The sequence below is a fragment of the Streptomyces sp. NPDC090022 genome (genome assembly GCF_044748145.1).
In the GTDB taxonomy this organism is placed as follows: Bacteria; Actinomycetota; Actinomycetes; order Streptomycetales; family Streptomycetaceae; genus Streptomyces.
This window is the reverse complement of record NZ_JBIVFN010000013.1, coordinates 167,820-191,909: the sequence shown is the minus strand read 5'-3', so window position 1 is coordinate 191,909 and position 24,090 is coordinate 167,820. Positions and strand designations below refer to the sequence as shown.

Annotated in this window: 18 protein-coding genes and 1 pseudogene; 7 read left to right on the top strand and 12 right to left on the bottom strand. The window is 71.6% G+C overall.

From position 1 onward, the window contains the following. The first annotated feature begins 34 nt into the window (after positions 1–34). The gene (locus ACIPXB_RS23060) at positions 35–1,480 is read left to right on the top strand and encodes a cytosine permease (protein ID WP_401452777.1); all 1,446 of its coding nucleotides are present in this window, start codon (positions 35–37) and stop codon (positions 1,478–1,480) included. Between the two features lie 84 nt (positions 1,481–1,564). On the opposite strand, the gene ACIPXB_RS23055 is transcribed toward ACIPXB_RS23060, so the two are convergent. From ACIPXB_RS23055 to ACIPXB_RS23045, 3 genes are all read right to left on the bottom strand, one after another. Further along, positions 1,565–2,650 carry a branched-chain amino acid aminotransferase gene (locus tag ACIPXB_RS23055; protein ID WP_401452775.1) on the bottom strand — a complete coding sequence of 362 codons (1,086 nt, stop codon included), beginning with the start codon at positions 2,648–2,650 and terminating at the stop codon, positions 1,565–1,567. Between the two features lie 228 nt (positions 2,651–2,878). After that, positions 2,879–3,919: a 3-isopropylmalate dehydrogenase gene (locus ACIPXB_RS23050; RefSeq protein ID WP_401452773.1), complete on the bottom strand. Its 1,041-nt coding sequence runs from the start codon at positions 3,917–3,919 to the stop codon at positions 2,879–2,881. A gap of 93 nt (positions 3,920–4,012) precedes the next feature. After that, positions 4,013–4,147, bottom strand: a complete 135-nt coding sequence (locus tag ACIPXB_RS23045; protein ID WP_401452771.1) for a hypothetical protein — start codon at positions 4,145–4,147, stop codon at positions 4,013–4,015. A 466-nt stretch (positions 4,148–4,613) separates the two neighbouring features. Here ACIPXB_RS23045 and ACIPXB_RS23040 point away from each other — a divergent pair, with 466 nt between their 5' ends. Next, positions 4,614–6,653 (top strand): phosphocholine-specific phospholipase C, encoded by a 2,040-nt coding sequence (locus ACIPXB_RS23040; protein ID WP_401452769.1) that lies wholly within the window; start codon positions 4,614–4,616, stop codon positions 6,651–6,653. A 3-nt stretch (positions 6,654–6,656) separates the two neighbouring features. Here the strand turns inward: ACIPXB_RS23040 and ACIPXB_RS23035 are convergent, their stop codons facing one another. Then, the gene (locus ACIPXB_RS23035) at positions 6,657–7,208 is read right to left on the bottom strand and encodes a GNAT family N-acetyltransferase (protein ID WP_401452767.1); all 552 of its coding nucleotides are present in this window, start codon (positions 7,206–7,208) and stop codon (positions 6,657–6,659) included. A gap of 76 nt (positions 7,209–7,284) precedes the next feature. Between ACIPXB_RS23035 and ACIPXB_RS23030 the strand changes: the two genes are divergently transcribed. After that, positions 7,285–7,986 carry a nitroreductase family protein gene (locus ACIPXB_RS23030; protein ID WP_401452765.1) on the top strand — a complete coding sequence of 234 codons (702 nt, stop codon included), beginning with the start codon at positions 7,285–7,287 and terminating at the stop codon, positions 7,984–7,986. 89 nt (positions 7,987–8,075) lie between these two features. Here ACIPXB_RS23030 and pruA read toward each other — a convergent pair whose 3' ends face one another. After that, positions 8,076–9,707: an L-glutamate gamma-semialdehyde dehydrogenase gene (gene pruA / locus ACIPXB_RS23025; RefSeq protein WP_401452763.1), complete on the bottom strand. Its 1,632-nt coding sequence runs from the start codon at positions 9,705–9,707 to the stop codon at positions 8,076–8,078. 20 nt (positions 9,708–9,727) lie between these two features. Next, positions 9,728–10,654 carry a proline dehydrogenase family protein gene (locus ACIPXB_RS23020; protein WP_401452761.1) on the bottom strand — a complete coding sequence of 309 codons (927 nt, stop codon included), beginning with the start codon at positions 10,652–10,654 and terminating at the stop codon, positions 9,728–9,730. Between the two features lie 199 nt (positions 10,655–10,853). Here ACIPXB_RS23020 and ACIPXB_RS23015 point away from each other — a divergent pair, with 199 nt between their 5' ends. The 3 genes and pseudogenes from ACIPXB_RS23015 to ACIPXB_RS23005 all read left to right on the top strand — a co-directional run. After that, the gene (locus ACIPXB_RS23015) at positions 10,854–12,017 is read left to right on the top strand and encodes a PucR family transcriptional regulator (RefSeq protein ID WP_401452759.1); all 1,164 of its coding nucleotides are present in this window, start codon (positions 10,854–10,856) and stop codon (positions 12,015–12,017) included. A gap of 146 nt (positions 12,018–12,163) precedes the next feature. Beyond that, the gene (locus ACIPXB_RS23010; RefSeq protein ID WP_401452757.1) at positions 12,164–12,769 is read left to right on the top strand and encodes a GPP34 family phosphoprotein; all 606 of its coding nucleotides are present in this window, start codon (positions 12,164–12,166) and stop codon (positions 12,767–12,769) included. Between the two features lie 174 nt (positions 12,770–12,943). Further along, a pseudogene (locus ACIPXB_RS23005) lies at positions 12,944–13,177 on the top strand (zinc-binding dehydrogenase); the annotation flags it as partial. Positions 13,178–13,252: 75 nt separating this feature from the next. Here the strand turns inward: ACIPXB_RS23005 and serA are convergent. The 6 genes from serA to ACIPXB_RS22975 form a co-directional block, all read right to left on the bottom strand. Continuing rightward, positions 13,253–14,842, bottom strand: a complete 1,590-nt coding sequence (gene serA / locus ACIPXB_RS23000; protein WP_401452755.1) for a phosphoglycerate dehydrogenase — start codon at positions 14,840–14,842, stop codon at positions 13,253–13,255. Positions 14,843–15,114: 272 nt separating this feature from the next. Then, a complete protein-coding gene (ilvC, locus tag ACIPXB_RS22995; protein WP_401452753.1) occupies positions 15,115–16,116 on the bottom strand; it encodes a ketol-acid reductoisomerase in 1,002 nt (333 codons plus the stop codon). Positions 16,117–16,203: 87 nt separating this feature from the next. Beyond that, positions 16,204–16,728, bottom strand: coding sequence for an acetolactate synthase small subunit (ilvN, locus tag ACIPXB_RS22990; protein WP_389475631.1), 525 nt, complete (start codon positions 16,726–16,728; stop codon positions 16,204–16,206). A 31-nt stretch (positions 16,729–16,759) separates the two neighbouring features. Continuing rightward, entirely contained in the window at positions 16,760–18,646 is a 1,887-nt protein-coding gene (locus ACIPXB_RS22985) for an acetolactate synthase large subunit (RefSeq protein ID WP_401452751.1), read from the bottom strand. 221 nt (positions 18,647–18,867) lie between these two features. Beyond that, entirely contained in the window at positions 18,868–21,762 is a 2,895-nt protein-coding gene (locus ACIPXB_RS22980) for a putative bifunctional diguanylate cyclase/phosphodiesterase (RefSeq protein WP_401452749.1), read from the bottom strand. Between the two features lie 274 nt (positions 21,763–22,036). Continuing rightward, positions 22,037–22,984, bottom strand: coding sequence for a 2-hydroxyacid dehydrogenase (locus tag ACIPXB_RS22975; RefSeq protein WP_401452748.1), 948 nt, complete (start codon positions 22,982–22,984; stop codon positions 22,037–22,039). 73 nt (positions 22,985–23,057) lie between these two features. On the opposite strand from ACIPXB_RS22975, the gene ACIPXB_RS22970 reads away from it, so the two are divergent. Then, on the top strand, positions 23,058–24,065 hold the full coding sequence (locus tag ACIPXB_RS22970) for an aldo/keto reductase (RefSeq protein WP_401452815.1): 1,008 nt from the start codon (positions 23,058–23,060) through the stop codon (positions 24,063–24,065). Positions 24,066–24,090 lie beyond the last annotated feature (25 nt).

The following is a 24,090-nucleotide window of genomic DNA, read 5'->3' as shown; positions in this document are numbered from 1 at the left end:
CCGTCCGCCCGTCCTCTGCACCGGGAGTCCCCCCATGCCCATCGAACAGCGCGGAGTCGACACCGTCCCCGAGGAGGAACGGACCAGCGGTCCTCGCGACCTCGTCTCGATCCTGCTGGGCTCGAACCTCTGCCTCGGTGTGATCGTGTTCGGCTGGCTGCCGCCCTCCTTCGGGCTGGGCCTGTGGCCCTCGGTCACCGCCATCGTCACCGGCACCCTGATCGGCATCGCGTTCACCGCGCCGCTCGCACTGGTGTCCCTGCGTACGGCGACCAACCTGTCGACCTCCAGCGGCGCCCAGTTCGGCGTCCGCGGCCGCCTCGTCGGCTCCGTCGTCGGCCTGCTCCTCTCCCTCGGGTACACCGCGCTCACGCTGTGGATCGGCGGCGACGTGATGGTGGGCGTGCTCTCCCGGCTCACCGGCCTGCCGGACACCGGCCCGACACGGGCCGCGATGTACGGCGTCCTGGCCGCGTGCACGGTCGTCGGGGCCGTCTTCGGCTACCGGCTGCTGCTGCGGATGAGCAAGCTGCTCTCCGTCGCCATGATCGTGCTGCTCGCCGTCGGCGTCCTCGCCTACGCCGGCGACTTCACCACCGCCGCGCCGCCCGGCACCGACTACCTGCTGGGCTCCTTCTGGCCGACCTGGGTCCTGGCCGCCGTCGCCGCCGGGCTGAGCGGGCCGGTCGCCTTCATCACCCTGCTCGGCGACTACACGCGCTACATCTCCCCGCGCCGGCACAGCTCCCGCAAGGTCTTCCGGGCCACCTGCGCGGGGCTGCTCGCCGGCCTGCTGATCCCGCAGCTCTTCGGTACGTACACCGCTCTGGCCGCCCGCGCCGGCACCGACTACGCCGGCCCCCTGGTGGACGCCGCGCCGTACTGGTACCTGCTGCCGCTGCTGGCGGCCGCCGCGGGCGGCTCGGTGGGCAACGCCGGGCTGATGCTCTACTCCATGGGCCTGGACCTGGACGCGATCGTGCCGAGGGCCACCCGCACCACCGCCACCCTGGTGGCCGCGGCCGTCGCGACCGCCTTCGTCTTCGTCGGCTCCTTCGAGTGGAACGCGCAGGCCGCGATGACCTCGTTCGTGCTGCTGCTGACCGCCCTCGGCACCCCGTGGGCGGTGATCACCCTGATCGGGTACGTACGCTGCCAGGGCCGGTACGACGCCGACGCCCTCCAGGTGTTCAACCGGCGCTCGGTCGGCGGCGCCTACTGGTACCGCGGCGGCTGGAACGTCGCGGCCACCGTCTCCTGGGCGGCGGGCGCCCTGGTCGGCCTGCTCGCCGTGTCCACCCCGGTCTACGAGGGGCCGCTGCTGGCCCTGACCGGCGGTGTGGACTGCTCCTTCGTCCTGTCGGGCCTGGCCGGCGCGGTGCTCTACTCACTGCTGACCGCGTGGACCGCCCCGGCGGCCGTCCTCGCGCCCGCGGCCGCGGACCCCGAGGGGGCCGCCCCCGGATCCGCGGCCGTCTGAGCCACGCCACGCACCTGCGGCGAAGGGCCCGCCTCCCCGAGGGGAGGCGGGCCCTTCGCCCGTGCTGCGCGGCGCGCGGCCGGCTCAGCCGAGCGGGTGCATCCAGCCGTGCGCGTCGGCGGTGCGGCCGGTCTGGAGGTCCAGCAGCGCCTTGCGGAGCTTCATGGTGACCTCGCCGGGCTCGCCATCGCCCTGGGTGAAGTTGGCGCGCTCGGACTTGACCGAGCCGACCGGGGTGATGACGGCGGCGGTGCCGCAGGCGAACACCTCGGTGAGGGTGCCGTTCTCGTTGTCGCGGATCCAGTCCTCGGTGGAGATGCGTCCCTCCTCGGCGGTGTAGCCGAGGTCGCGGGCGATGGTGAGGAGCGAGTCACGCGTGATGCCCGGCAGCAGCGAGCCGGTGAGCTCGGGGGTGACGATGCGGTCGCCGTACACGAAGTACAGGTTCATGCCCCCCATCTCCTCGATCCAGCGGTGCTCGACCGCGTCCAGCCAGACCACCTGGTCGCAGCCGTGCGCGGCGGCCTGGGCCTGGGCGACGAGGGAGGCCGCGTAGTTGCCGCCGGTCTTGGCCGCGCCGGTGCCGCCCTTGACGGCGCGGACGTACTCCTCGGAGAGCCAGACGGACACCGGCTTGACGCCACCGGGGAAGTACGCGCCGGCGGGCGAGGCGATGACCATGAAGAGGAACTCGTTGGCCGGGCGGACGCCGAGGCCGACCTCGCTGGCGAACATGAACGGCCGCAGGTACAGCGAGGCCTCGCCGGAGTCCGGCACCCAGGCGCGGTCCTGCTGGATGAGCGCGTCGCAGGCGGCGATGAACAGCTCGGTGGGCAGCTCCGGCATGGCCATGCGGCGGGCGGAGGCCTGGAACCGCTCGGCGTTGGCCTGCGGGCGGAAGGTGGCGACGGTGCCGTCGGGCTGCTTGTAAGCCTTGAGGCCCTCGAAGATCGTCTGCGCGTAGTGCAGGGTCATGTTGGCCGGGTCGATCGACAGCGGCGCGTACGGGACCAGCTCCGCGTCGTGCCAGCCGCGCCCCTCGGTCCACTTGACCGTGACCATGTGGTCGGTGAAGTGGCGGCCGAATCCGGGGCTGGCCAGGATCGCCTCGCGCTCCGCGTCGGACAGCGGGTTCGAGGAGGGCTTGAGCTCGATCGTGGGCGTCGTCATGAGTGCTTGTCCTTCACCGTTTCGTAGGGCGGACCGCGCTCACGGCGTACTAGGACGTCCGAGCTTCCCCGTATTCCGCGGCCTCGCGTTCGATTATCGCCCGCGGGGTGGCTTCGGAGAAACGGGGCGTAGCGGCCCAGGGGAGATGGTGGCACCCGGGGCCGCACAGGGAAAGCCGCCGGGTGATGGTGCTGCCCGGCGGCTTCCTTGCGGGTGGAGCGGCCGGGGTCAGCCGGCTACTCGGGCGGCGAGGGCGTCGCCGATCCGGTCGGTGGAGCGGAAGGTGCCGTCGCGCTCGGCCAGGTCGGCGCTGACCGCGTCCTCGATGCGGGCGGCCTCGGCCTCGAAGCCGAGGTGGCGCAGCAGGAGGGCGACGGAGAGGATCGTCGCGGTCGGGTCGGCCTTGCCGGTGCCGGCGATGTCCGGGGCCGAGCCGTGGACGGGCTCGAACATGGACGGGAACGCCCCGGTGGGGTTGATGTTCCCGGAGGCGGCGAGCCCGATGCCCCCGGTGACGGCGGCGGCCAGGTCGGTGAGGATGTCACCGAAGAGGTTGTCCGTGACGATGACGTCGAAGCGCTCGGGCTGGGTGACGAAGAAGATCGTCGCGGCGTCGACGTGCAGGTAGTCGGTGGTGACCTCGGGGTACTCCTGGCCGACCTTGTCGAAGATGTTCTTCCACAGGTGGCCCGCGTACACGAGGACGTTGTTCTTGTGGACCAGCGTCAGCTTCTTGCGGGGGCGCGAGTCGGCCCGCTCGTACGCGTCGCGCACGACGCGCTCCACGCCGTAGGCGGTGTTGACGCTGACCTCGGTGGCCACCTCGGCGGGGGTGCCGGTGCGCAGCGAGCCGCCGTTGCCGGTGTACGGGCCCTCGGTGCCCTCGCGGACAACCACGAAGTCGATGTCCGGACGGCCGGCCAGCGGGGTGGCGGTGTTCGGGAACAGCTTCGAGGGCCGCAGGTTGATGAAGTGGTCGAAGGCGAAGCGCAGCTTCAGCAGCAGCCCGCGCTCCAGGACCCCGGACGGGACCGACGGGTCGCCGATGGCGCCGAGCAGGATCGCGTCGTGGTGCCGCAGGGCTTCCAGCTCCGCGTCCGGGAGGGTCTCACCGGTGCGGTGCCAGCGCTGGGCGCCGAGGTCGTATTCCTTGGTCTCCAGCTTCACGTCCTGCGGCAGGACCGCGGTGAGGACCTTCAGGCCCTGCGCCACCACTTCCTGACCGATGCCGTCACCGGGGATCACTGCGAGATTGATGCTGTGCGCCATGACGGCACCGTACTCCCTGTCCCAGCCCCTGACACGTCATGTCCAGCATGTGGAACCACGTGTCAAGGGCGCACGCCGTGCGGGGCCGTCGGGTCAGTGGCCGGTGGAGCCGCCGTTGTCCCGGCGGTCGAGGGCGCGCTGGAGGGCGGCAGCGGCGTTCTTGCGGTCGGTGTCGGCGGCGGCGGAGCGGCGCAGGCGGCGGGAGGCGGAGGGGGTGGTGGTGTGCATGGGTGATCGACTCCTTGAGATCACGGCGTGGCGGGGCCACGGATGAGGGGTTCCTTCAAGGCGCCGGAAGGGGCGGGGAGCGGGGCGCCGCAGGGGTTGCCTGCCAGGGGCGCGCTCCGGACCGCCCTTCGCTGGATCAGCGAGACGTTCGGCTTCTACCAAGCTAGGGCACCTCGCGCTGTATGTCTCCGCAATTACTCGGACTTCCTACTATCTGAGACGCCGCACCCCTCGTACGGCGGTCGCGGGGCCCGCTCGCGCGTCCCGGCACCCGGGCCGGGAAGGGCTCGTTCAGGACCGCCGAAAGGCGCATTGGTTCGAAACCGCACCAATCTCCAGCACGGCACAACGTCGGAAACCGGAAGTTCATCCAGGGATTACTGCACGGATCTAGACCTTTGAGCTCCGGACCCCCACCCTTGCCTCGATGTGCCGCCGGGGCACGTCGTGACACGAGGGACTGGGTATGACTCCCATCAGCCGCAGGGGATTCGTCGGCATCGGGGCGGGGCTGGTCGCGGGGGCGACCCTGTCCGGGGCCTCGGCGGCGGCGGCCGCGTCGGCGGCGGCCCGCAGCGCCACCGGCACGATCACGGACGTGAAGCACGTGGTGATCCTGATGCAGGAGAACCGCAGCTTCGACCACTACTTCGGCCGTCTCAAGGGCGTCCGCGGCTTCGGCGACCGCGCCGCGGGCAACATCCCCGGCGGCTGGGGCATGTTCAACCAGCCCAACTGGGGCGGCCGCCAGTACCCCTGGAAGCTCTCCGCCACCCCGCCGGCGGGCGGCGTCGACGGCGAGACCCTCGCCCAGTGCAACGGCGACCTGCCGCACAGCTGGACCTCGCAGCACGCCGCCTGGAACAAGGGCCGGATGGACAACTGGGTCCTGGGCGTCGGCAACACCCGCACCCTCGGTTACCTGGACCGCGGCGACATCCCCTTCCACTACGGGCTCGCCGACCACTACACGATCTGCGACGCGTACTTCTGCTCCACGCTCAGCGCCACCGGCCCCAACCGCACCTTCCTGTGGAGCGGGAAGATCGACGCCTCCAGCAAGGACGGCGGCGACGAGTCCGGGCTGACCTGGGAGACGTACGCGGAGGCCCTCCAGCGGGCCGGGATGACCTGGAAGGTCTACCAGAACGCCCAGGACAACTACGGCGACAACGGGCTCGCCTACTTCAAGCGGTTCACCGACGCCCGGCCCGGCGACCCGCTGTGGGACCGGGGCATGGGCTCGGTGCCCAAGGTCACCGGCTCCACCCCCGACGACATCGCGGCCGCCATCCGCGCGGACGTCGTCGCCGGCACCCTCCCCCAGGTCTCCTGGGTCGTCGCCAACGAGGCGTTCTCCGAGCACCCCTACGCCCCGCCGGGCGACGGCGCGCACTTCGTGGACCTGGTCTACCGGGCGCTGGCGGCGAATCCGGAGGTCTTCGACTCCACGGTCCTCTTCCTCAACTACGACGAGAACGACGGCTTCTTCGACCACGTCCCGCCGCCCGTCGCCCCGCCCGGGACGCCCGGCGAGTACCTCGACGGCACCCCGATCGGCCTCGGCTTCCGCGTGCCCATGCTGGTGATGTCCCCCTGGACCCGTGGCGGCTGGGTGAGCTCGGAGGTCTTCGACCACACCTCGGTGCTGCGCTTCATGGAGACCTGGACGGCGGCCCTGGGCACCCCGGCCACCTGCCCGAACATCAGCGCCTGGCGCCGCAGGGTGGTCGGCGACCTGACCGGCGTGTTCGACTTCGGGAACCCGGTGTACGGCGTCCCGGCGAACCTGCCGTCCACCGCCAAGGTGATCGGGCAGGCGACCTGCGCCCCGCTGCCCAACCCGGTGCCGCAGAACAACGCCCTGCCGGCGCAGGAGCCGGGCACCCGCCCGGCGCGGGCCCTGCCCTACCAGGTCAACGGCAACCTGGACCGCTTCGAGTTCGGCGCGGCCGGCAAGATCCTGGCCTGGTTCTCGATGACCAACCAGGGCGCGCAGGCGACCCGTCCGGCGCACTTCTCCATCCACCCGCACCAGCACCGCAACACCGAGGCCTGGCAGTACACGGTGGACGCGGGCGGCACGGCCACCGACTACTTCAACATCGGCCTCGGCCACGGCTCCGGCAAGTACGACATCTCCATGCACGGGCCGAACCGCTTCCTGCGCCGCTTCATCGGCGACACCACCAAGGCCGGCAAGGCGATCGAGGTGGCGGCCCGCTTCGCGGTGGAGCCGGGCACCGGCAAGACGGCGATCTGGTTCAAGATGACCAACACCTCGGGCGCGCCGGTCACCTTCACCATCCGCTCCAACGCCTACCGCACGGACGGCCCGTGGACGTACACGGTCCCGGCGAACTCCACGCGCGAGGACTACTTCAACGCGGTGGCCTACCACAACGGCTGGTACGACTTCACGGTCCTGGCGGACGTCGACGGCACCTGGTCGCGCCGCTACACGGGCCACATAGAGACGGGCGCACCGAGCGTGTCGGGCTCGTAGTACTCAGAGCACGTCCCCGTCCCGCCAGTCGAAGTCGAGCCGCCCGGTGGGGTCCGGCCGGACCCCACCGGGCGGCGTCCACACGTACGTGGAGCCCTCCTCCTCCGGCAGCCGCAGCGGTCCGCCGGGCGAGAGCGCTCCGATCTCCCCGCCCCACACCCGCCAGCCGCGGCCGGCGTACAGCGCGGCGCCCTCGTCGGAGGCGGACAGCGCCCCGAGCACATAGGCCCGCGCGATCACCCCTTCGAGCCCGCCCATGACCGCGTTCCCCAGCCCCCGGCGCCGGTACCCCTCCCGTACGGCGACGGCCTCGACGTACCCCGTGCGCAGGGCGGCTCCGCCGTGGACCACCCGCCGCTGCACGACGCTGCCGTGGGCGACCAGCTCCCCGTCCTGGTGCACCAGGGCGTGCATCCCGCCGAGCCCGTGCTCGAAGTCCTCGTCGGAGAAGTCGCCGTCGAAGGCGGCGTCGAGCAGGGACCGGATCTCCTCCAGCGCTCGGTCGCCCAGTTGCGACGTATGCGCGAGCCGTGTCCGTGTCCGTGTATCGGTCATACAACCAGTGTCCACCCGCCAGGAATCGGCTGGCACATTTCTAGCCGCCCGGTCCGCACCTGGGCAGACTCGGCCCATGTCGCCTACCACCGAGCAGTGGACGCCCACCCACGGCGAGCCCTACCGCCCCGTCGCCTACCGTCCCGACCGGATGCCGAGCAGCGAATCCCTGGTCCGCGCCGCCGAGTTGCGGGCCCGGATGGACGAACGCCGCACCGTGCGCCACTTCTCCCCCGACCCCGTGCCCGAGCAGGTCGTCCGCGACGCGATCGCCTGCGCGGCCACCGCCCCCTCCGGCGCGCACCAGCAGCCATGGACGTTCGTCCTGGTCAAGGACCCCGCCATCCGCCGGCAGATCCGGGCGGCGGCCGAGCAGGAGGAGCAGATCTCCTACGACGGCCGGCTCGGCGACGAGTGGCTCGCGGCGCTGCGCCCGCTGGGCACGGACGCGGTCAAGACCCACCTGACGGACGCCCCGGCGCTGATCGTGGTGTTCCAGCAGCGGTACTGGCTCGGCCCGGACGGCACCAAGCGCAAGCACTACTACGTGGACGAGTCGGTCGGCATCGCGGTGGGCATGCTCCTGACCGCCCTGCACCTGAGCGGTCTGGCGGCGCTGACCCACACCCCGAGCCCGATGCGTTTCCTCTCCCACGTCCTGAACCGGCCCGAGAACGAGAAGGCCTTCGCCGTCATCCCGGTGGGCTACCCCGCGGACGACTGCGAGGTCCCGGACCTGACCCGCAAGTCCCTGGACCAGGTCCTGACCGAGATCTAGGGACTTCGGGGAAGGCCCGGACATGGAGACCGCCCCCGCTCCGGACTTGGGGGTACCGGAACGGGGGCGGGGTCATGCGCAGGGCGTGGTCAGCCCATGTGGGGGTAGCCGTACTCGGTCGGCGGGACCAGCGTCTCCTTGATGGAGCGGGTCGAGGTCCAGCGCAGCAGGTTGGAGGCGGCGCCCGCCTTGTCGTTGGTGCCCGAGGCACGGCCGCCGCCGAAGGGCTGCTGGCCGACGACGGCGCCCGTCGACTTGTCGTTGATGTAGAAGTTGCCCGCGGCGAAGCGCAGCTTCTCCATCGCGTCCGCGGCCGCGTAGCGGTCGGCGGCGATGACCGAGCCGGTCAGGGCGTACGCCGAGACGGACTCCATCTGGGCCAGCATCGCGTCGAAGTCGGCGTCCTCGTAGACGTACACGGCCAGGATCGGGCCGAAGTACTCGGTCGTGAAGACCTCGTTCTCCGGGTCCGTGCACACGATCACGGTCGGGCGCACGAAGTAGCCCTCGGAGTCGTCGTACGTGCCGCCGGCCACGATGGTGCAGGTCGGGTCGGCCTTCGCGCGGTCGATCGCGGCCTTGTTCTTGGCGAAGGAGCGCTCGTCGATGACCGCGCCGATGAAGTTCGACAGGTCGGTGACGGGGCCCATCGTGATGCCGTCGACCTCGGCCGCGAACTGCTCCTTGAAGCCGTCGTTCCAGATGGAGGCCGGGATGTAGGCGCGCGAGGACGCCGAGCACTTCTGGCCCTGGAACTCGAAGGAGCCGCGGGTCAGCGCGGTCTTGAGGATCGCGCGGTCCGCGGACGGGTGCGCGACGACGAAGTCCTTGCCGCCGGTCTCGCCGACCAGGCGCGGGTAGGACTTGTACGTCTCGATGTTGTTGCCGACCGTCTTCCACAGGTACTGGAAGGTCTTGGTCGAGCCGGTGAAGTGGATGCCGGCCAGCTCCGGGTGGGCCAGGGCGACCTCGGAGACGGCGATGCCGTCGCCGGTGACCAGGTTGATGACGCCCTTGGGCAGGCCCGCCTCCTCCAGGAGCTCCATCAGGAGGACCGCGGAGTGGGTCTGCGTCGGGGACGGCTTCCAGACGACCACGTTGCCCATCAGCGCCGGAGCGGTGGGCAGGTTGCCCGCGATGGCCGTGAAGTTGAACGGCGTGATCGCGTAGACGAAGCCCTCCAGCGGGCGGTGGTCGCTGCGGTTCCACACGCCGGCGGAGTTGGCGACCGGCTGCTCGGCGAGGATCTGCCGGGCGAAGTGCACGTTGAAGCGCCAGAAGTCGACGAGCTCGCACGGGGTGTCGATCTCGGCCTGCTGGGCGGTCTTGGACTGGCCGAGCATGGTGGAGGCGGCCAGCTTCTCGCGCCACGGGCCGGCGAGCAGCTCGGCGGCGCGCAGGATGATCGCGGCGCGGTCGTCGAAGGAGGTCGCGCGCCAGGCCGGGGCGGCGGCGAGGGCGGCCTCGATCGCGTCGCGGGCGTCGTCCTGGGTGGCGTTGGCGTACGTACCGAGCACCGACTTGTGGTCGTGCGGCTGGACCACGTCGAAGCGCTCGCCGGCGCCCATCCGCTTGACGCCGCCGATGGTCATCGGGAGGTCGATCGGGTTCTCGGCCAGCTGCTTGAGCTGGGCTTCGAGGCGCGCGCGCTCCGCGCTGCCGGGGGCGTACGAGTGGACCGGCTCGTTGACCGGCGCGGGGACCTGGGTCACAGCATCCATGGGTCTGGTAACTCCTTGACCTAGTTCTTGGTGATCATCGAGCGGACGAAGAAGAGCAGGTTGGCCGGCTTCTCGGCCAGGCGGCGCATGAAATAGCCGTACCAGTCCGTGCCGTACGCCGTGTAGACGCGCATCCGGTGGCCTTCGGCGGCCAGCCGCAGGTGCTCCTCGCTGCGGATGCCGTACAGCATCTGGAACTCGTACTCGTCCAGCTTGCGCCCGGCCTTGCGGGCCAGCTCCTGGGTGATGGCGATCAGACGCGGGTCGTGCGACCCGATCATCGGGTAGCCCTCGCCCTCCATGAGGATCTTCAGGATGCGGACGTACGCCTTGTCGATCTCCGCCTTGTCCTGGTACGCGACCTCGGCCGGCTCCTTGTAGGCGCCCTTGACGATGCGGACGCGGCTGCCGGCGGCGGCCAGGCGGCGGGCGTCGGCCTCGGTGCGGAAGAGGTAGGCCTGGATGACGCATCCGGTCTGCGGGAAGTCCTTCCGCAGCTCCTCGTGGATCGCGAACATCGAGTCGAGGGTGGTGTGGTCCTCGGCGTCCAGGGTGACGGTGGTGCCGATGGCGGCGGCGGCCTCGACGACCGGGCGGACGTTGGCGAGCGCCAGCTCGTGGCCGCCCTCCAGGGCCTGGCCGAACATGGACAGCTTGACCGACATCTCGGCCCGCTCGCCCAGCTCCAGGTGCGCCAGCTCCGCGATGAGCTCCAGGTAGGCGTCACGGGCCGCGTGGGACTGCTCCACGGTCGTGATGTCCTCGCCCACCACGTCGAGGGTCACCTCCAGGCCCTTGCCCGTGAGGTCCATGACGATCGGGATGACCTGGTCGACCGTCTCGCCGGGGATGAAACGGTTCACCACGGGCTTGGTCACCGGAGCGGCAGAGACGATTCGGCGCATCTTGTCGCTGCGGGACGCGGCGAGGATCGCGGGACCCAGCACGGGGCACCTCCAACGGGTGGCGGAAAGCGAATGCCGGACACCGCCAGTGAAGGCGGAGGCCGTAAAAGGAACGCAAGTAGAACCACCGTGAAACCTAAGGATCGCCTCGATCGTCGGCCATCGACAGCTGTCACGCATCCGTGTCCGCGATCTCATACAGATGTCTGAGGACACCGCCGAGGGGTGGGAGAATGTCCGGGTGAAGGGCGATTACCAGGACCTGGTGGACGAGATCTCGGCGCTGCTGGGCGCCCCCGCGACGCTGGAGAACCGGGATTTCCGCCTCATCGCCTTCGGCGCCCACGACAGCGACGACGACCTCGCGATGGACCCGGTCCGCACCCGCTCGATCCTGACCCGCCAGTCCACACCGGCCGTGCGCACCTGGTTCGAGGCCTTCGGCATCGCCCGGGCGAGCGGGCCGGTACGGATCCCGGCCGCCCCCGACGCGGGGGTCTTCCGGGGGCGGATCTGCCTGCCGGCCCGCTTCCGGGGCATCGTCCAGGGGTACGTGTGGCTGCTCGACGCCGAGCCGGGGCCGGACCCCGGCCAGCTGGACGCGGCCATGGAGGTGGCCGCCCGCATCGGGGTGCTGCTGGCCGAGGAGGCCAAGGCCGGGGCGGACCTCTCGCGCGAGTTCCGGGCCGTGCTGACCGCCGGCCGGGGCTGGCAGCGGGACATGGCGGTGGCCGCGCTGCGGGTGGCGCTGGGACCGGGGGCGGACGGACTGCACGCGATGGTGTGCGTGGCGCCGTGGCCGGGGGACGCGCCCCCGACGGTGCCCGGCGCGGCGGCGGTGTGCGTGGCCCCCTGGCGGGCGGGGCCGCACGGTGAGGACGCCGACCCCGGCACGCAGGGCGGCGGGGCACTGGCCGTGCTCGTCCGGCTGCGCTCGTCCGACGCCCTGGGCCCGGCGCTGACGGCGGCCACCCGGCTGCTGCCCGAGGGGGCCGCCGCGGGTGTCGCGGAGCCCTCCCGGGGACCGGCGGAGCTGGGGACGGCCTGGGAACAGGCGGTCGCGGCGGCCCGGGCGGCGGTGGCGCAGCCCAGGCTCGGACCGGTGGCCCAGTGGTCGCGGATCGGGGCGTACCGGATGCTGGCGGCGCTCGCGGGGAACGCCCCCGGTGACCCGGCGACCCGGGCGCTGCTGGGCCCGGCGCACCGGGAACTGGCCCGCACCGCGGAGGTGTTCCTGGACTGCGCGGGGCAGGCGGGGCGCGCGGCGGCGGCCCTGGGCATCCACCGTCAGACGCTGTACTACCGGCTCTCCCGTGTGGAGCAGCTGACCGGTCTCGACCTGGACGAGGGCGAGGACCGGCTGCTGCTCCACATGGCCCTCAAGGCGGCCCGGCTGCAGGGCTGACGGCCGGCCGACCCGTGGATCCGGTTCTTACGGAATCGGGAATTCTCGCCGTCGGGCGCGCGCGGGCGGGCCGGAGATGATCTGCTGGTCCCCGGGGGCCGTAGCCGTTCCCGGGCATGTCCTGACACGACTGACGTGGAGCCGTCATGACCACACCGCGGGACCTGATGACCATCACGCTGGACGTACCGTCCGACCGGCAGGTGGAACGGGGCGACCTCGCCCTGGCGCTGGCGGGGGCCGAGCTGATCGACCTCCTGGCCGCCGGGGCGGTCTCCCTGGACGGCGACCGGATCGCGCCGGGCGACCGGCCGGCCCCGGCCGACGCCCTGCTGGAGGCGGCCGCGGCCGCGGTCGTCGCCGCGCCGCCGTACGAGCCGGTCGCGGACTGGCTGTGGCGCCGGGGTGACGGCCTGGCCGCGGCCTACCGGACGGCGTTCGAGTCCGAGGGGCTGCTCGCCCGCCGGCGCTCCCGCGGCCTGGGTCTGCGCGGCGGCCGTACGGAGCTGTCCGATACGCCCGGCCGTCGCCGTGCGGCCGAGCGCCTGGCCACGGGCGAGCCGGTCCTCGCCGCCTTCGCGGCGGCCCTCGGCGTCGGCGCGCAGGAGGGCACGGACGCGCCGGAGGTGACCGACGACACGGTCGCGGCCGTCCTGGCCGCCGTCCACGACGCGCTGCTGGAGCTGGAGGGCGTCCGCCGGCGCCGCGCCGTCGAGGACGCCGCCTTCGACAACATCTGGCGGGCCCAGTAACACCGCGCGGCATCCCCGACAGCCTCCCTAGGGTCCTTCCCCGATGCCCGCGCGCGGGTCCTTCCCCTACCGTCAGGCGTAGGGCCGATTCCGGCCGACCGGGGCCGAGTTCGGGCCGTCGTACGCGCAGGTTACGGAGACCCATGCGCTCCGGAGCACCTGGTGGAGCGCACACCCGACCGGCTGACGTTCGAACAGGCGGCCGCGCTGCCACTGGCGGGGAACACCGCCCTCATGGGGCTGCGCGACCTGGGGCGGGTGCAGCCGGGACAGCGCGTCCTGGTCAACGGGGCGTCCGGCGACATCACGCCCCGCGTCGACCGCACCTACCCGCTGGCCGAAGCGTCCGAGGCCATCCGGTACGTCGAGGTGGAGCACGCCCGCGCGAAGGTCGTGATCACCGTCTGACGCCGTGGCGCAGGGCAAGCGAAAGGGCCCGGGGAGACCCCCGGGCCCTGTCCGCGCTCAGGTGGGCCGTGCCGTTCAGCCCAGGTTGACCGAGCGGGCCGACGACGCGCCGATCTCGGTGGCGATGTCCGCGAGGACGTTGACCGGGACGGCCGCGTCCACGGTCAGCACGACCACGGCCTCGCCGCCCTCCTCGGCACGGGCGACCTGCATGCCCGCGATGTTCAGACCGGCCTCGCCGAGGTGGCGGCCGACGGTGCCGACGACGCCGGGGCGGTCGGTGTAGCGCAGCACGATCATGTGGTCGGCGAGCGCCAGGTCCACGTCGTAGTCGCCGATGCCGACGATCTTCTGCAGGTGCTTCGGACCGGCGAGGGTGCCGGAGACCGAGACCTCCTGACCGTCCGACAGGGTGCCGCGCACGATGACCACGTTGCGGTGGTCCGGGGACTCCGAGCTGGTGGTCAGGCGGACCTCGACGCCGCGCTCCTGCGCGAACAGCGGGGCGTTGACGTAGGAGACCGTCTCGTCGACGACGTCCTCGAAGACACCCTTGAGCGCGGAGAGTTCGAGCACCTTGACGTCGTGCTGGGTGATCTCGCCGCAGACCTCGACGTCGAGCCGGACCGCGACCTCGCCCGCGAGGGCGGTGAAGATCCGGCCGAGCTTCTCGGCGAGCGGCAGGCCCGGACGGACGTCCTCGGCGATGACGCCGCCCTGGACGTTGACCGCGTCCGGCACGAGTTCACCGGCGAGGGCGAGGCGTACCGACGTGGCGACCGAGACACCGGCCTTCTCCTGGGCCTCGTCCGTGGACGCGCCGAGGTGCGGGGTGCAGACGACCTGGTCGAGCTCGAAGAGCGGGGAGTCCGTGCAGGGCTCCTTCGCGTACACGTCGAGGCCGGCGCCCGCGACGCGGCCCTCCTTGATCGCCGAGTACAGCGCGGCCTCGTCCACGATCCCGCCGCGGGCGGCGTTGACGATCCGGACGGAGGGCTTCACCTTGTGCAGGGCCTCGTCGCCGATGAGACCGAGGGTCTCGGGCGTCTTGGGCAGGTGCACGGTGATGAAGTCGGCGGCCTCCAGCAGCTCGTCCAGCGTCAGCATCTTGACGCCCATCTGGGCGGCGCGCGCGGGCTGCACGTAGGGGTCGTAGGCGACGACCTTCATGCCGAAGGCGGACATGCGCTGGGCGACCAGCACACCGATGCGGCCGAGGCCGACGACACCGAGGGTCTTCTCGCTGAGCTCGACACCCGTGTACTTGTTCCGCTTCCACTCACCGTTCTTCAGGGCGGTGTTGGCCTGCGGGATGTTGCGGGCGGTGGCGATCAGCAGACCGCAGGCGAGCTCGGCGGCGGTGACGATGTTGGAGGTCGGGGCGTTCACGACCATCACGCCGGCCTTGGTGGCGGCGGAGACGTCGACGTTGTCCAGGCCGACGCCCGCGCGGGCGATGACCCTGAGCTTCTTGGCGGCGGCGATCGCCTCGGCGTCGACCTTGGTGGCGGAGCGCACCAGGATGGCGTCCACGTCCACGATCGCGGGGAGCAGCTCCGCGCGGTCCGCGCCGTTGCAGTGCCGGATCTCGAAGTCGGGGCCGAGCGCCTCGACGGTCGCGGGCGACAGCTCTTCGGCGATGAGTACGACAGGTTTCGAGCTCACGTGGGTCCTCACAAGTCCAGTGCGGACGGCCGTCCCGAGGCCGCAGGCGGTGGAGGGGGTAACCGCGTGGAAGACGCACGACACTGTGGGCCTGACGCGTATGTGTTGAGCAGTGTAGTGGCGGCGGGGGGCGGGTTTTCCGCCTGTCCGGAAGGATCACCCGTCCGGGGTTGGCCGGGGTGGACAAGCTGCACTACGGAAGGGCCGTATTCCGGCCGGAGCCGGTGTGCGGCGGGGCCGGGACGCGTACGTGCCGGCCCCGCCGCCGAGGATCAGTTCTCCTCGCTGTCCACCCAGCTCATCAGCTTGCGCAGCTTCTTGCCGGTGGTCTCCAGCAGGTGCTCCTCGTCGGCCTTCTTGTACTCGTTGTACTTCGGCAGACCGGCCTGGTACTCGGCCATCCAGGTCTTGGCGAAGGTGCCGTCCTGGATCTCGGCGAGGACCTTCTTCATCTCGGCCTTGGTGGCGTCGGTGATGATGCGGGGGCCGGTGACGTAGTCGCCCCACTCGGCGGTCTCGGAGACCGACCAGCGCATCTTCTCCAGGCCGCCCTCGTACATGAGGTCCACGATGAGCTTCAGCTCGTGCAGGCACTCGAAGTACGCGATCTCCGGCTGGTAGCCGGCCTCGGTCAGGGTCTCGAAACCGGCCTTGACCAGAGCGGAGGCACCACCGCAGAGGACGGCCTGCTCACCGAACAGGTCGGTCTCGGTCTCCTCGGTGAAGGTGGTCTTGATGACGCCGGCGCGGGTGCCGCCGATGCCGGCCGCGTAGGAGAGCGCCAGCTTGAAGGCCTCGCCGGTGTAGTCCTGCTCGACGGCGGCGATGCAGGGCACGCCGCGGCCCTCCTCGTACTGACGGCGGACCAGGTGGCCCGGGCCCTTGGGGGCGACGAGGGCGACGTCCACGTTGGCCGGGGGCTTGATGAAGCCGTAGCGGACGTTGAAGCCGTGGCCGAAGAACAGCGCGTCGCCGTCCTTGAGGTTGTCCTTGATGGACTCCTCGTAGACCTTCGCCTGGATCGGGTCCGGCGTCAGGATCATGATGACGTCGGCCTCGGCCGCGGCCTCGGCCACGGAAACGACGCGCAGACCCTGCTCCTCGGCCTTGGCCTTGGACTTCGAGCCCTCCTGGAGGCCGACACGGACGTCGACGCCGGAGTCACGCAGCGACAGCGCGTGGGCGTGGCCCTGGCTGCCGTAGCCGATGACCGCGACCTTGCGGCCCTGGATGATGGACAGGTCGGCGTCGTTCTCGTAGAACAGCTCGGCCACTGGGATATCTCCTTGGTGCGCTGGTGTTGCTCCCACCGTACGGCGGGGAACGTGAGGAAGGGTTTCAGGTCTCGCGATGCGAGCGGGTCAGGCGCTGCGGTCCAGGGCCCGCAGGCTGCGGTCCGTGATGGACCGGCCGCCACGCCCTATGGCGATCGTGCCGGACTGCACGAGTTCCTTGATGCCGAAGGGCTCCAGCATCTTGAGCATCGCGCCGAGCTTGTCGGCGCCGCCGGTGGCCTCGATGGTGACGGCCTCCGGGGAGACGTCGACGGTCTTGGCGCGGAACAGCTGGACGATCTCGACGATCTGCGAGCGGGTCTCGTTGTCGGCGCGGACCTTCACCAGGACGAGCTCGCGCTCGATCGCGGAGGAGGGCTCCAGCTCGACGATCTTGAGGACGTTGACCAGCTTGTTGAGCTGCTTGGTCACCTGCTCCAGCGGGAGGTCCTCGACGTTGACCACGATCGTGATGCGGGAGATGTCGGGGTGCTCGGTGACACCGACCGCGAGGGAGTCGATGTTGAAGCCGCGGCGGGAGAACAGCGCGGCGATCCGGGCGAGGATGCCGGGGGTGTTCTCGACCAGGACCGAGAGCGTGTGCTTGGACATGTGAGTCGTTCTCTCTCTTTCGGCTCTCGGCTCAGTCGTCTTCGTTGTCGCCGAAGTCGGGACGGACGCCCCGGGCTGCCATGACCTCGTCGTTGGAGGTGCCGGCGGCGACCATCGGCCACACCATGGCGTCCTCGTGGACGATGAAGTCGACGACCACCGTGCGGTCGTTGATCGCGTTGGCCTCGGCGATGACCTTGTCCAGGTCGGCCGGGTCCTCGCAGCGCAGCGCCACACAGCCCATGGCCTCGGAGAGCTTGACGAAGTCCGGGACGCGGGTGCCCTTGCGGGGGGCGCTGGACTCGCCCAGCTGGGAGCCGACCGTGTCGTGGCCGGTCTCGTCGGCGTGCAGGACGGTGTTGGAGTACCGCTGGTTGTAGAAGAGGGTCTGCCACTGGCGGACCATGCCCAGCGCACCGTTGTTGATGATCGCGACCTTGATCGGGATGTTGTTCAGTGCGCAGGTGACCAGTTCCTGATTGGTCATCTGGAAGCAGCCGTCGCCGTCGATCGCCCAGACCGTACGGTCCGGCTCGCCGACCTTGGCGCCCATCGCGGCGGGGACCGCGTAGCCCATGGTTCCGGCGCCACCGGAGTTCAGCCAGGTGCGGGGCTCCTCGTAGTTGACGAAGTGCGAGGCCCACATCTGGTGCTGGCCGACGCCGGCCGCGAAGATGGTGCCCTGCGGCGCCAGCTGGCCGATGCGCTCGATGACCTGCTGCGGCGAGAGCATGCCGTCGTCGGGCAGGTCGTAGCCCAGCGGGTAGGTGTCGCGCCAGCGGTTGAGGTCGTTCCACCAGGCGGTGTAGTCGCCGGTGTTGCCCTCGGTGTGCTCGGCCTGAACGGCCTGGATCAGGTCGGCGATCACCTCGCGGGCGTCACCGACGATCGGGACGTCGACCGCACGGTTCTTGCCGATCTCGGCGGGGTCGATGTCCGCGTGGATGACCTTGGCGAACGGGGCGAAGCTGTCGAGCTTGCCGGTGACGCGGTCGTCGAAGCGGGTGCCCAGGGCGATCAGCAGGTCGGACTTCTGCAGGGCGGTGACGGCGGTGACGGCACCGTGCATGCCCGGCATGCCGACGTGCAGCGGGTGGCTGTCGGGGAAGGAGCCCAGCGCCATCAGCGTGGTGGTGACCGGGACGCCGGTGAGCTCGGCGAGGACCTTCAGCTCGGCGGTGGCGCCGGACTTCATCACGCCGCCGCCGACGTACAGGACCGGACGCTTGGCCTGGCAGATGAGCTTGGCGGCCTCGCGGATCTGCTTGGCGTGCGGCTTGGTGACCGGCCGGTAACCGGGGAGGTCCTGGCTGGGCGGCCAGCTGAAGGTGGTCCGGGCCTGGAGGGCGTCCTTGGCGATGTCGACAAGGACCGGGCCGGGGCGGCCGGTCGAGGCGATGTGGAACGCCTCGGCGATCGTCCTGGGGATGTCCTCGGCCCTGGTGACCAGGAAGTTGTGCTTGGTGATCGGCATGGTGATGCCGACGATGTCCGCCTCCTGGAAGGCGTCGGTGCCGATCGCCTTGGAGGAGACCTGGCCGGTGATCGCGACGAGCGGGACGGAGTCCATGTGCGCGTCGGCGATCGGGGTGACCAGGTTGGTGGCGCCCGGGCCGGAGGTGGCCATGCAGACACCGACCTTGCCGGTGGCCTGCGCGTAGCCGGTGGCGGCGTGGCCGGCCCCCTGCTCGTGGCGGACCAGGATGTGACGGACCTTCTTCGAGTCCATCATCGGGTCGTACGCGGGGAGGATGGCGCCGCCCGGGATGCCGAAGACGGTGTCGCACCCCACCTCTTCGAGAGAGCGGATGAGGGACTGCGCACCCGTGACGTGCTCAACTGCGGGGGACTGCTGTCCGCCGGTACGGGCCCGCGGCTGCGGATGGTGGGCCCCGGTGGCCTGCTCGGTCATCGGCATTCTCTTCTCGAAGCTGAGGGTTTTACGGGGAATCGACGTGTGCCACGTATGCGACGTGTGCCAGTGCAACAAAAAACCCCTCGTGCCGGCAGGCAAGCGAGGGGAGCGCGTCGGGTGTGTTGAGCGGGGACATCTGGGTCCCAGCTTCAGCCGACGCGCTTTCCAAGTACGAGAATTCGGGTGCGCATGGCACTGACCCTCCCTCTGCCGGGAGGTTGATGTCAAGTGGGTGGGACGGGCGTCTCATTATGTGAGCCCCTCCGGATGGCCAGGGAGCCCCCCAGGGAACCGCCGGCCAAGGCAGGCTGGGCCGCCCCGCCCGGTACTGGAAACGTACTCCTGCCCAGGGCGCGGCGCAGCCGGTATTCGTCCAGGGGGCCGGAAAACGCCATTCCCTGGCCATGGCTGCACCCCATGGCGCGCAGGGCCGTCACCTGTTCGGGCAGGTCCACGCCGTCGGCGACCGACTGCATGCCCAGATCATTTGCAATACGCAACAATCCAGCCGTGATCTTGTGCAGCCGGGTCGATTCGACCACGCCCTCGACCAGGCCCCGGTCGAGCTTGAGCACGTCCACGGGGAGCCGGCGCAGGGCGCTGATCGCCGCGTAGCCGCTGCCGAATCCGTCCAGGGCGATCCGTACCCCGAGCCGCCGCAGGGCCGCCAGTCGGCGCTCCAGGTCGTCGAAGGGCACTCTGGGGTCGGAGACGGCCAGCTCCAGGACCAGGGCGCCCGAGGGCAGCCCGTGGCGGGTCAGGAGGGCCTCGAGGGAGCCGTGGGGCATGGCCCGGTCCAGCAGCCGCTCGGCGGTCATACGGACGGACACCGGGATGTCGTGCCCGGCCCGGTGCCGCTCGGCGGCCTGCGTCACGGCCTCCTCCAGCAGCCAGCGGCCGAGCTCCGCCGTGCGCCCTCCGGCGCCGGCGGCGGGACCGGCGGGCGCGACGGGGCCGTCGGGGCCCTCGTTGTGCTCGGCGACGCGCAGGAACTCGGCCGGGGTGAAGAGGATCCCCTGGGTGGAGCGCCAGCGGGCCTGGGCCGCCACCGCCGTGATCTCGCCGGTGGCCAGCGAGACGACGGGCTGGTGGAGCAGGGCGAACTCGCCGTCGTGGAGCGCGCTGCGCAGCCGGCCCGCGAGCTCGGCCTTGCGGACGACCTCGGCCTGCATCTGGGGCGCGTACAGCTCGACGCGGTCCTTGCCGCCCGCCTTGGCCCGGTACATCGCGAGATCCGCGTTGCGCATCAGGTCCGAAGGGGTGATGCCGGGGTCGGCGAAGGCCACACCGATGCTGGCGGCCACCCGGACCTCGCTGCCCGCGATGCGGTACGGCTGGGAGAGGGTGGTGCGCAGCCGGTCGGCGATCTCGTGGACCTGGTACTCGCGGGCGCTGCGGTCACGGCTGCCGTCGCCCTGGATCAGAGCGGCGAACTCGTCGCCGCCGAGGCGGGCGGCGGTGTCCCCGGCCCGTACCGAGTCCTGCAGGCGCCGGGCGGCCTCGACGAGCAGCTCGTCGCCGGCCTGGTGGCCGATGGTGTCGTTGACGGCCTTGAAGCCGTCGAGGTCGATGAAGAGCACCGCGGTGCTGTGGTCGCCGGCCCGGCGGCCGGTCAGCGCCTGGCGTACACGCCGGGTGAACAGGGCCCGGTTGGGCAGGTCGGTCAGCGGATCGTGCTCGGCGCTGTGCTGGAGCTGGGCCTGGAGACGGACCCGCTCGGTGACGTCCCGGCTGTTGAGGATGAGCCCGCCGTGGTGCCGGTTGACGGTGGATTCCACGTTGAGCCACTCGCCGCTGCCGGACTTGAAGCGGCACTCGATGCGGGTGGTGGGTTCCTCGGCGGGCGGCGCGGCCAGGAAGCGCCGGACCTCGTGGACGACCCGGCCGAGGTCGTCGGGGTGGATCAGGGCGGAGAGCTGGGAGCCGACGAGCTCCTCCGCCTCGCGGCCGTAGACCCCGGCGGCGGCGGGGCTGACGTAGCGCAGCGTCCCGCTGGGCGCGGCGATCATGATGACGTCGCTGGAGCCCTGGACCAGGGAGCGGAAGTGGTTCTCCTGCTGGGCCAGTTCCTGGGTGAGGGCGATGTTGTCGAGCAGCATGATGCCCTGACGGACCACGAGGGCGAGCACGACCGTGCACCCGGTGAAGACGACGACCCGGTCGACCTTCCGGCCGTCCACCACGTTGTAGAGGATGCCCAGCGTGCACACGGCCGCGGCCAGGTAGGGCGTGAGCGCGGGCAGCGAGCCGGTGATCGGCCGGCTGACCGGGCGGGCCCCGCGCGGGCGCCCGGCGCCCTGCGGCACGTGGTGGAACCGGCGGGCCCCCCAGGGCGCGTACGCGAGCAGCAGCGAGCCGGCGAACCAGCCGGCGTCGAGCAGCTGCCCGGACTGGTAGCTGGCGCGCAGCAGGGGCGAGGTGAACAGCGCGTCGCTGAGGACGGTGAGCGCGAGGGCGGCGATGGCGGTGTTCACCGCGGAGCGGTTCCCGGCGGAGCGCCGGAAGTGCAGCACGAGGACCATCGAGACGAGCGCGATGTCCAGGAGCGGGTAGGCGAGCGAGAGCGCGGCGCGCGGGACGCTGCCCGGGGCGCCGGACTGGGCGGTCTGCGCGGTGTGCGCGAGCGCCAGGCTCCAGGACAGGGTCAGCAGCGAGCCGCCGATGAGCCAGGAGTCCAGGGCCAGGCAGACCCAGCCGGCCCGGGTGACCGGGCGCTTGGCGAGGACGAGCAGGCCGACGATGGCGGGCGGCGCGAAGCAGAGGAAGGCGAAGTCGGCGACGGACGGCTCGGGGACCGGGCGGCCCAGGACGACCTCGTACCAGCCCCAGACCGCGTTGCCGCCGGCGCCCATGAGCGAGGAGAACGCGAACAGCAGCCAGGCGGGGCGCTCACGGCTGTCGTTGGTCCGCGCGTAGTGGTAGCAGGAGACGGCCGCCAGCAGGCCGGCGGCGCACAGCCCGAAGTCGCCCATGATCAGGGCGACTTGCTCGGAACCCCAGCCGAAGGCGGCGCCGACGGCATAGCCGCCGCAGATCAGCGCGAGCGTCAGCTGCGCCGCCAGACCCTTGCCGCCGCTCTGGACCGGCGGCTGGGCCAGGAGCGCCCCGGGGGCGCTCACCGGCCCCCCTCGGTGGCCGGTTTCGGCGCGCCGGAGCGTCGCCCGCGGCGGCTCCGCCGCGTCGGATCCTTCGTCCATTGGCCGTGCATCGCCCGTCGCCCCCCAAAGTGTCCGATCACTCCCCAGCGCCAGACCGTTCGTGGCGCATCCCCCTGTTCCGGACGATACACCACTTTCGTCACTCAGGGATATAGACTGTCTACTCTCCGTTACCATGCGGGGGGTTGTGGACACAGTACGCACGCGAACGGATCCGGAGCGTGCACATTCGGACTCATTCCGTGATCATTACGGTGTGTTCGACCGGCTCCCCCGCCGCGAACCGGGTGAGCTGGCGGGCCAGCAGACGCTTGGCCCGGGGCTCGAACGCCGAGCTGCTGCCGCCGACGTGCGGCGTGATCAGGACATGCGGGGCGTGCCACAGCGGGTGCCCGGCGGGCAGCGGCTCGGGGTCGGTGACGTCGAGCGCCGCGCGCAGCCGCCCCGACTCCAGCTCCGCCAGCAGGGCCCCGGTGTCCACCACCGGACCGCGCGCGATGTTCACCAGCAGGGCGCCGTCCTTCATGCGGGCGAGGAAAGCGGCGTCGGCCAGCCCCCGGGTCGCGTCGGTCAGCGGCGTCGACAGGATCACCACGTCCGCCTCGGGGAGCAGCCCGGGCAGGTCGGCGAGGGCGTGTACGGGCCCGCGCGCGGTGGTGCGCGCCGAGCGCGCGACGCGCGTGATCCGCGCGCACTCGAAGGGCGCGAGCCGGTCCTCGACGGCCGCGCCGACGGCGCCGTACCCGACGATCAGCACGGCCTTGTCGGCGAGCGCCTCGTAGAACCCGAAGTGCCACTCCTCGCGGTCCTGGCCGCGCACCATGCCGGGGACGCCGCGCAGGGAGGCGAGGGTGAGGGTGAGGGCCAGTTCGGCCGTGCTCGCGTCGTGGACGCCGCGGGCGTTGCACAGCCGTACGCCGGGGGGCAGGTCCTCGATGCCGCCCAGCACGTGGTCCGTGCCGGCGGTCAGGGTCTGCAGCACGCGCAGCTTCGGCATGAGGGGCAGCGGGCGCAGGACCACCTCCGGCGGCTTCATGTAGGGGGTGACGTAGAAGACGCAGTCGGCGGGGTCCGCCGGGAACTGCTCCTCGCCGTCCCACTGTCGGTACTGGAAGGAAGCGGGCAGGCCGTCGATCTCCCGGGCCGGAAAGGGAAGCCAGACGTCCGCGGTCGTTGAGGTCATGATCACGAGGCTATGCGAAGGCATCGCGATCAAGCCGTTAGTTTGGGTCCGGGAGACGGAGGGGGACGCGGGCGTGGAGCGCAGGTCAATCGGGGCGTCGGCGCTGACAGTGGGCGCGATCGGGCTCGGCTGCATGCCGATGAGCTGGGCGTACGCGGCCTCCCGGCGGCAGGGCACGGAGTCGCTGCGGACCGTGCACACGGCGCTGGACCTGGGGGCGAACCTGCTGGACACGGCCGACATGTACGGGCCGTTCACCAACGAGCTGCTGGTCGGCCGGGCCCTGCGGGGGCGGCGCGCGCAGGCGTTCGTGTCGACCAAGGTCGGGCTGATGGTGGGCGACCAGCACGTGGTGGCCAACGGGCGGCCGAGCCATGTGCGGCGGGCCTGCGACGCGTCGCTGCGGCGGCTGCAGACCGATGTGATCGACCTCTACCAGCTGCACCGGGTGGATCCGGAGGTGCCGGTCGAGGAGACCTGGGGCGCGATGGCGGAGCTGGTGGGCGCGGGGAAGGTGCGGGCGCTGGGGTTCTGCGCGGTGGGCGCGGGCGCCGGGCCCGGTGCGGGGCGGCGCGGGGACCGGGCGTACGGGGTGACGCTGCGGCACCTGGAGCGGGCGCAGCAGGTGTTCCCGGTGAGCGCGGTGCAGGCGGAGCTGTCGGTGTGGTCGCCGCAGGCGGCGTGGCAGCTGCTGCCGTGGTGCGCGGCGCGCGGCGTGGGGTTCCTGGCGGCGATGCCACTGGGCAGCGGCTTCCTGACCGGGACGCTCACGCCGGGCCAGGGGTTCGAGGAGAGCGACGCGCGGGCCCGGCACCCGCGGTTCACCGCCGAGGCGATGGCGTCCAACCAGGTGCTGGTGGCGGGCCTGCGTCGGGTGGCGAAACGTCACGGCGACGGGGTGACGGCGGCCCAGGTGGCGCTGGCCTGGGTGCTGGCCCAGGGGCCGCAGGTGGTGCCGGTGCCGGGAGCCGAGCGGGCGGCGCTGGCCGCGGAGAACGCGGAGGCCGCGGCCGTGCTGCTCACCGCGGCCGACCTGGCCGAGATCGCGGCCCTGCCGGTGGCGGTGGGAGCCTGGGACTGAGGGCCGTTCCCCGGTCCCGGCCCGC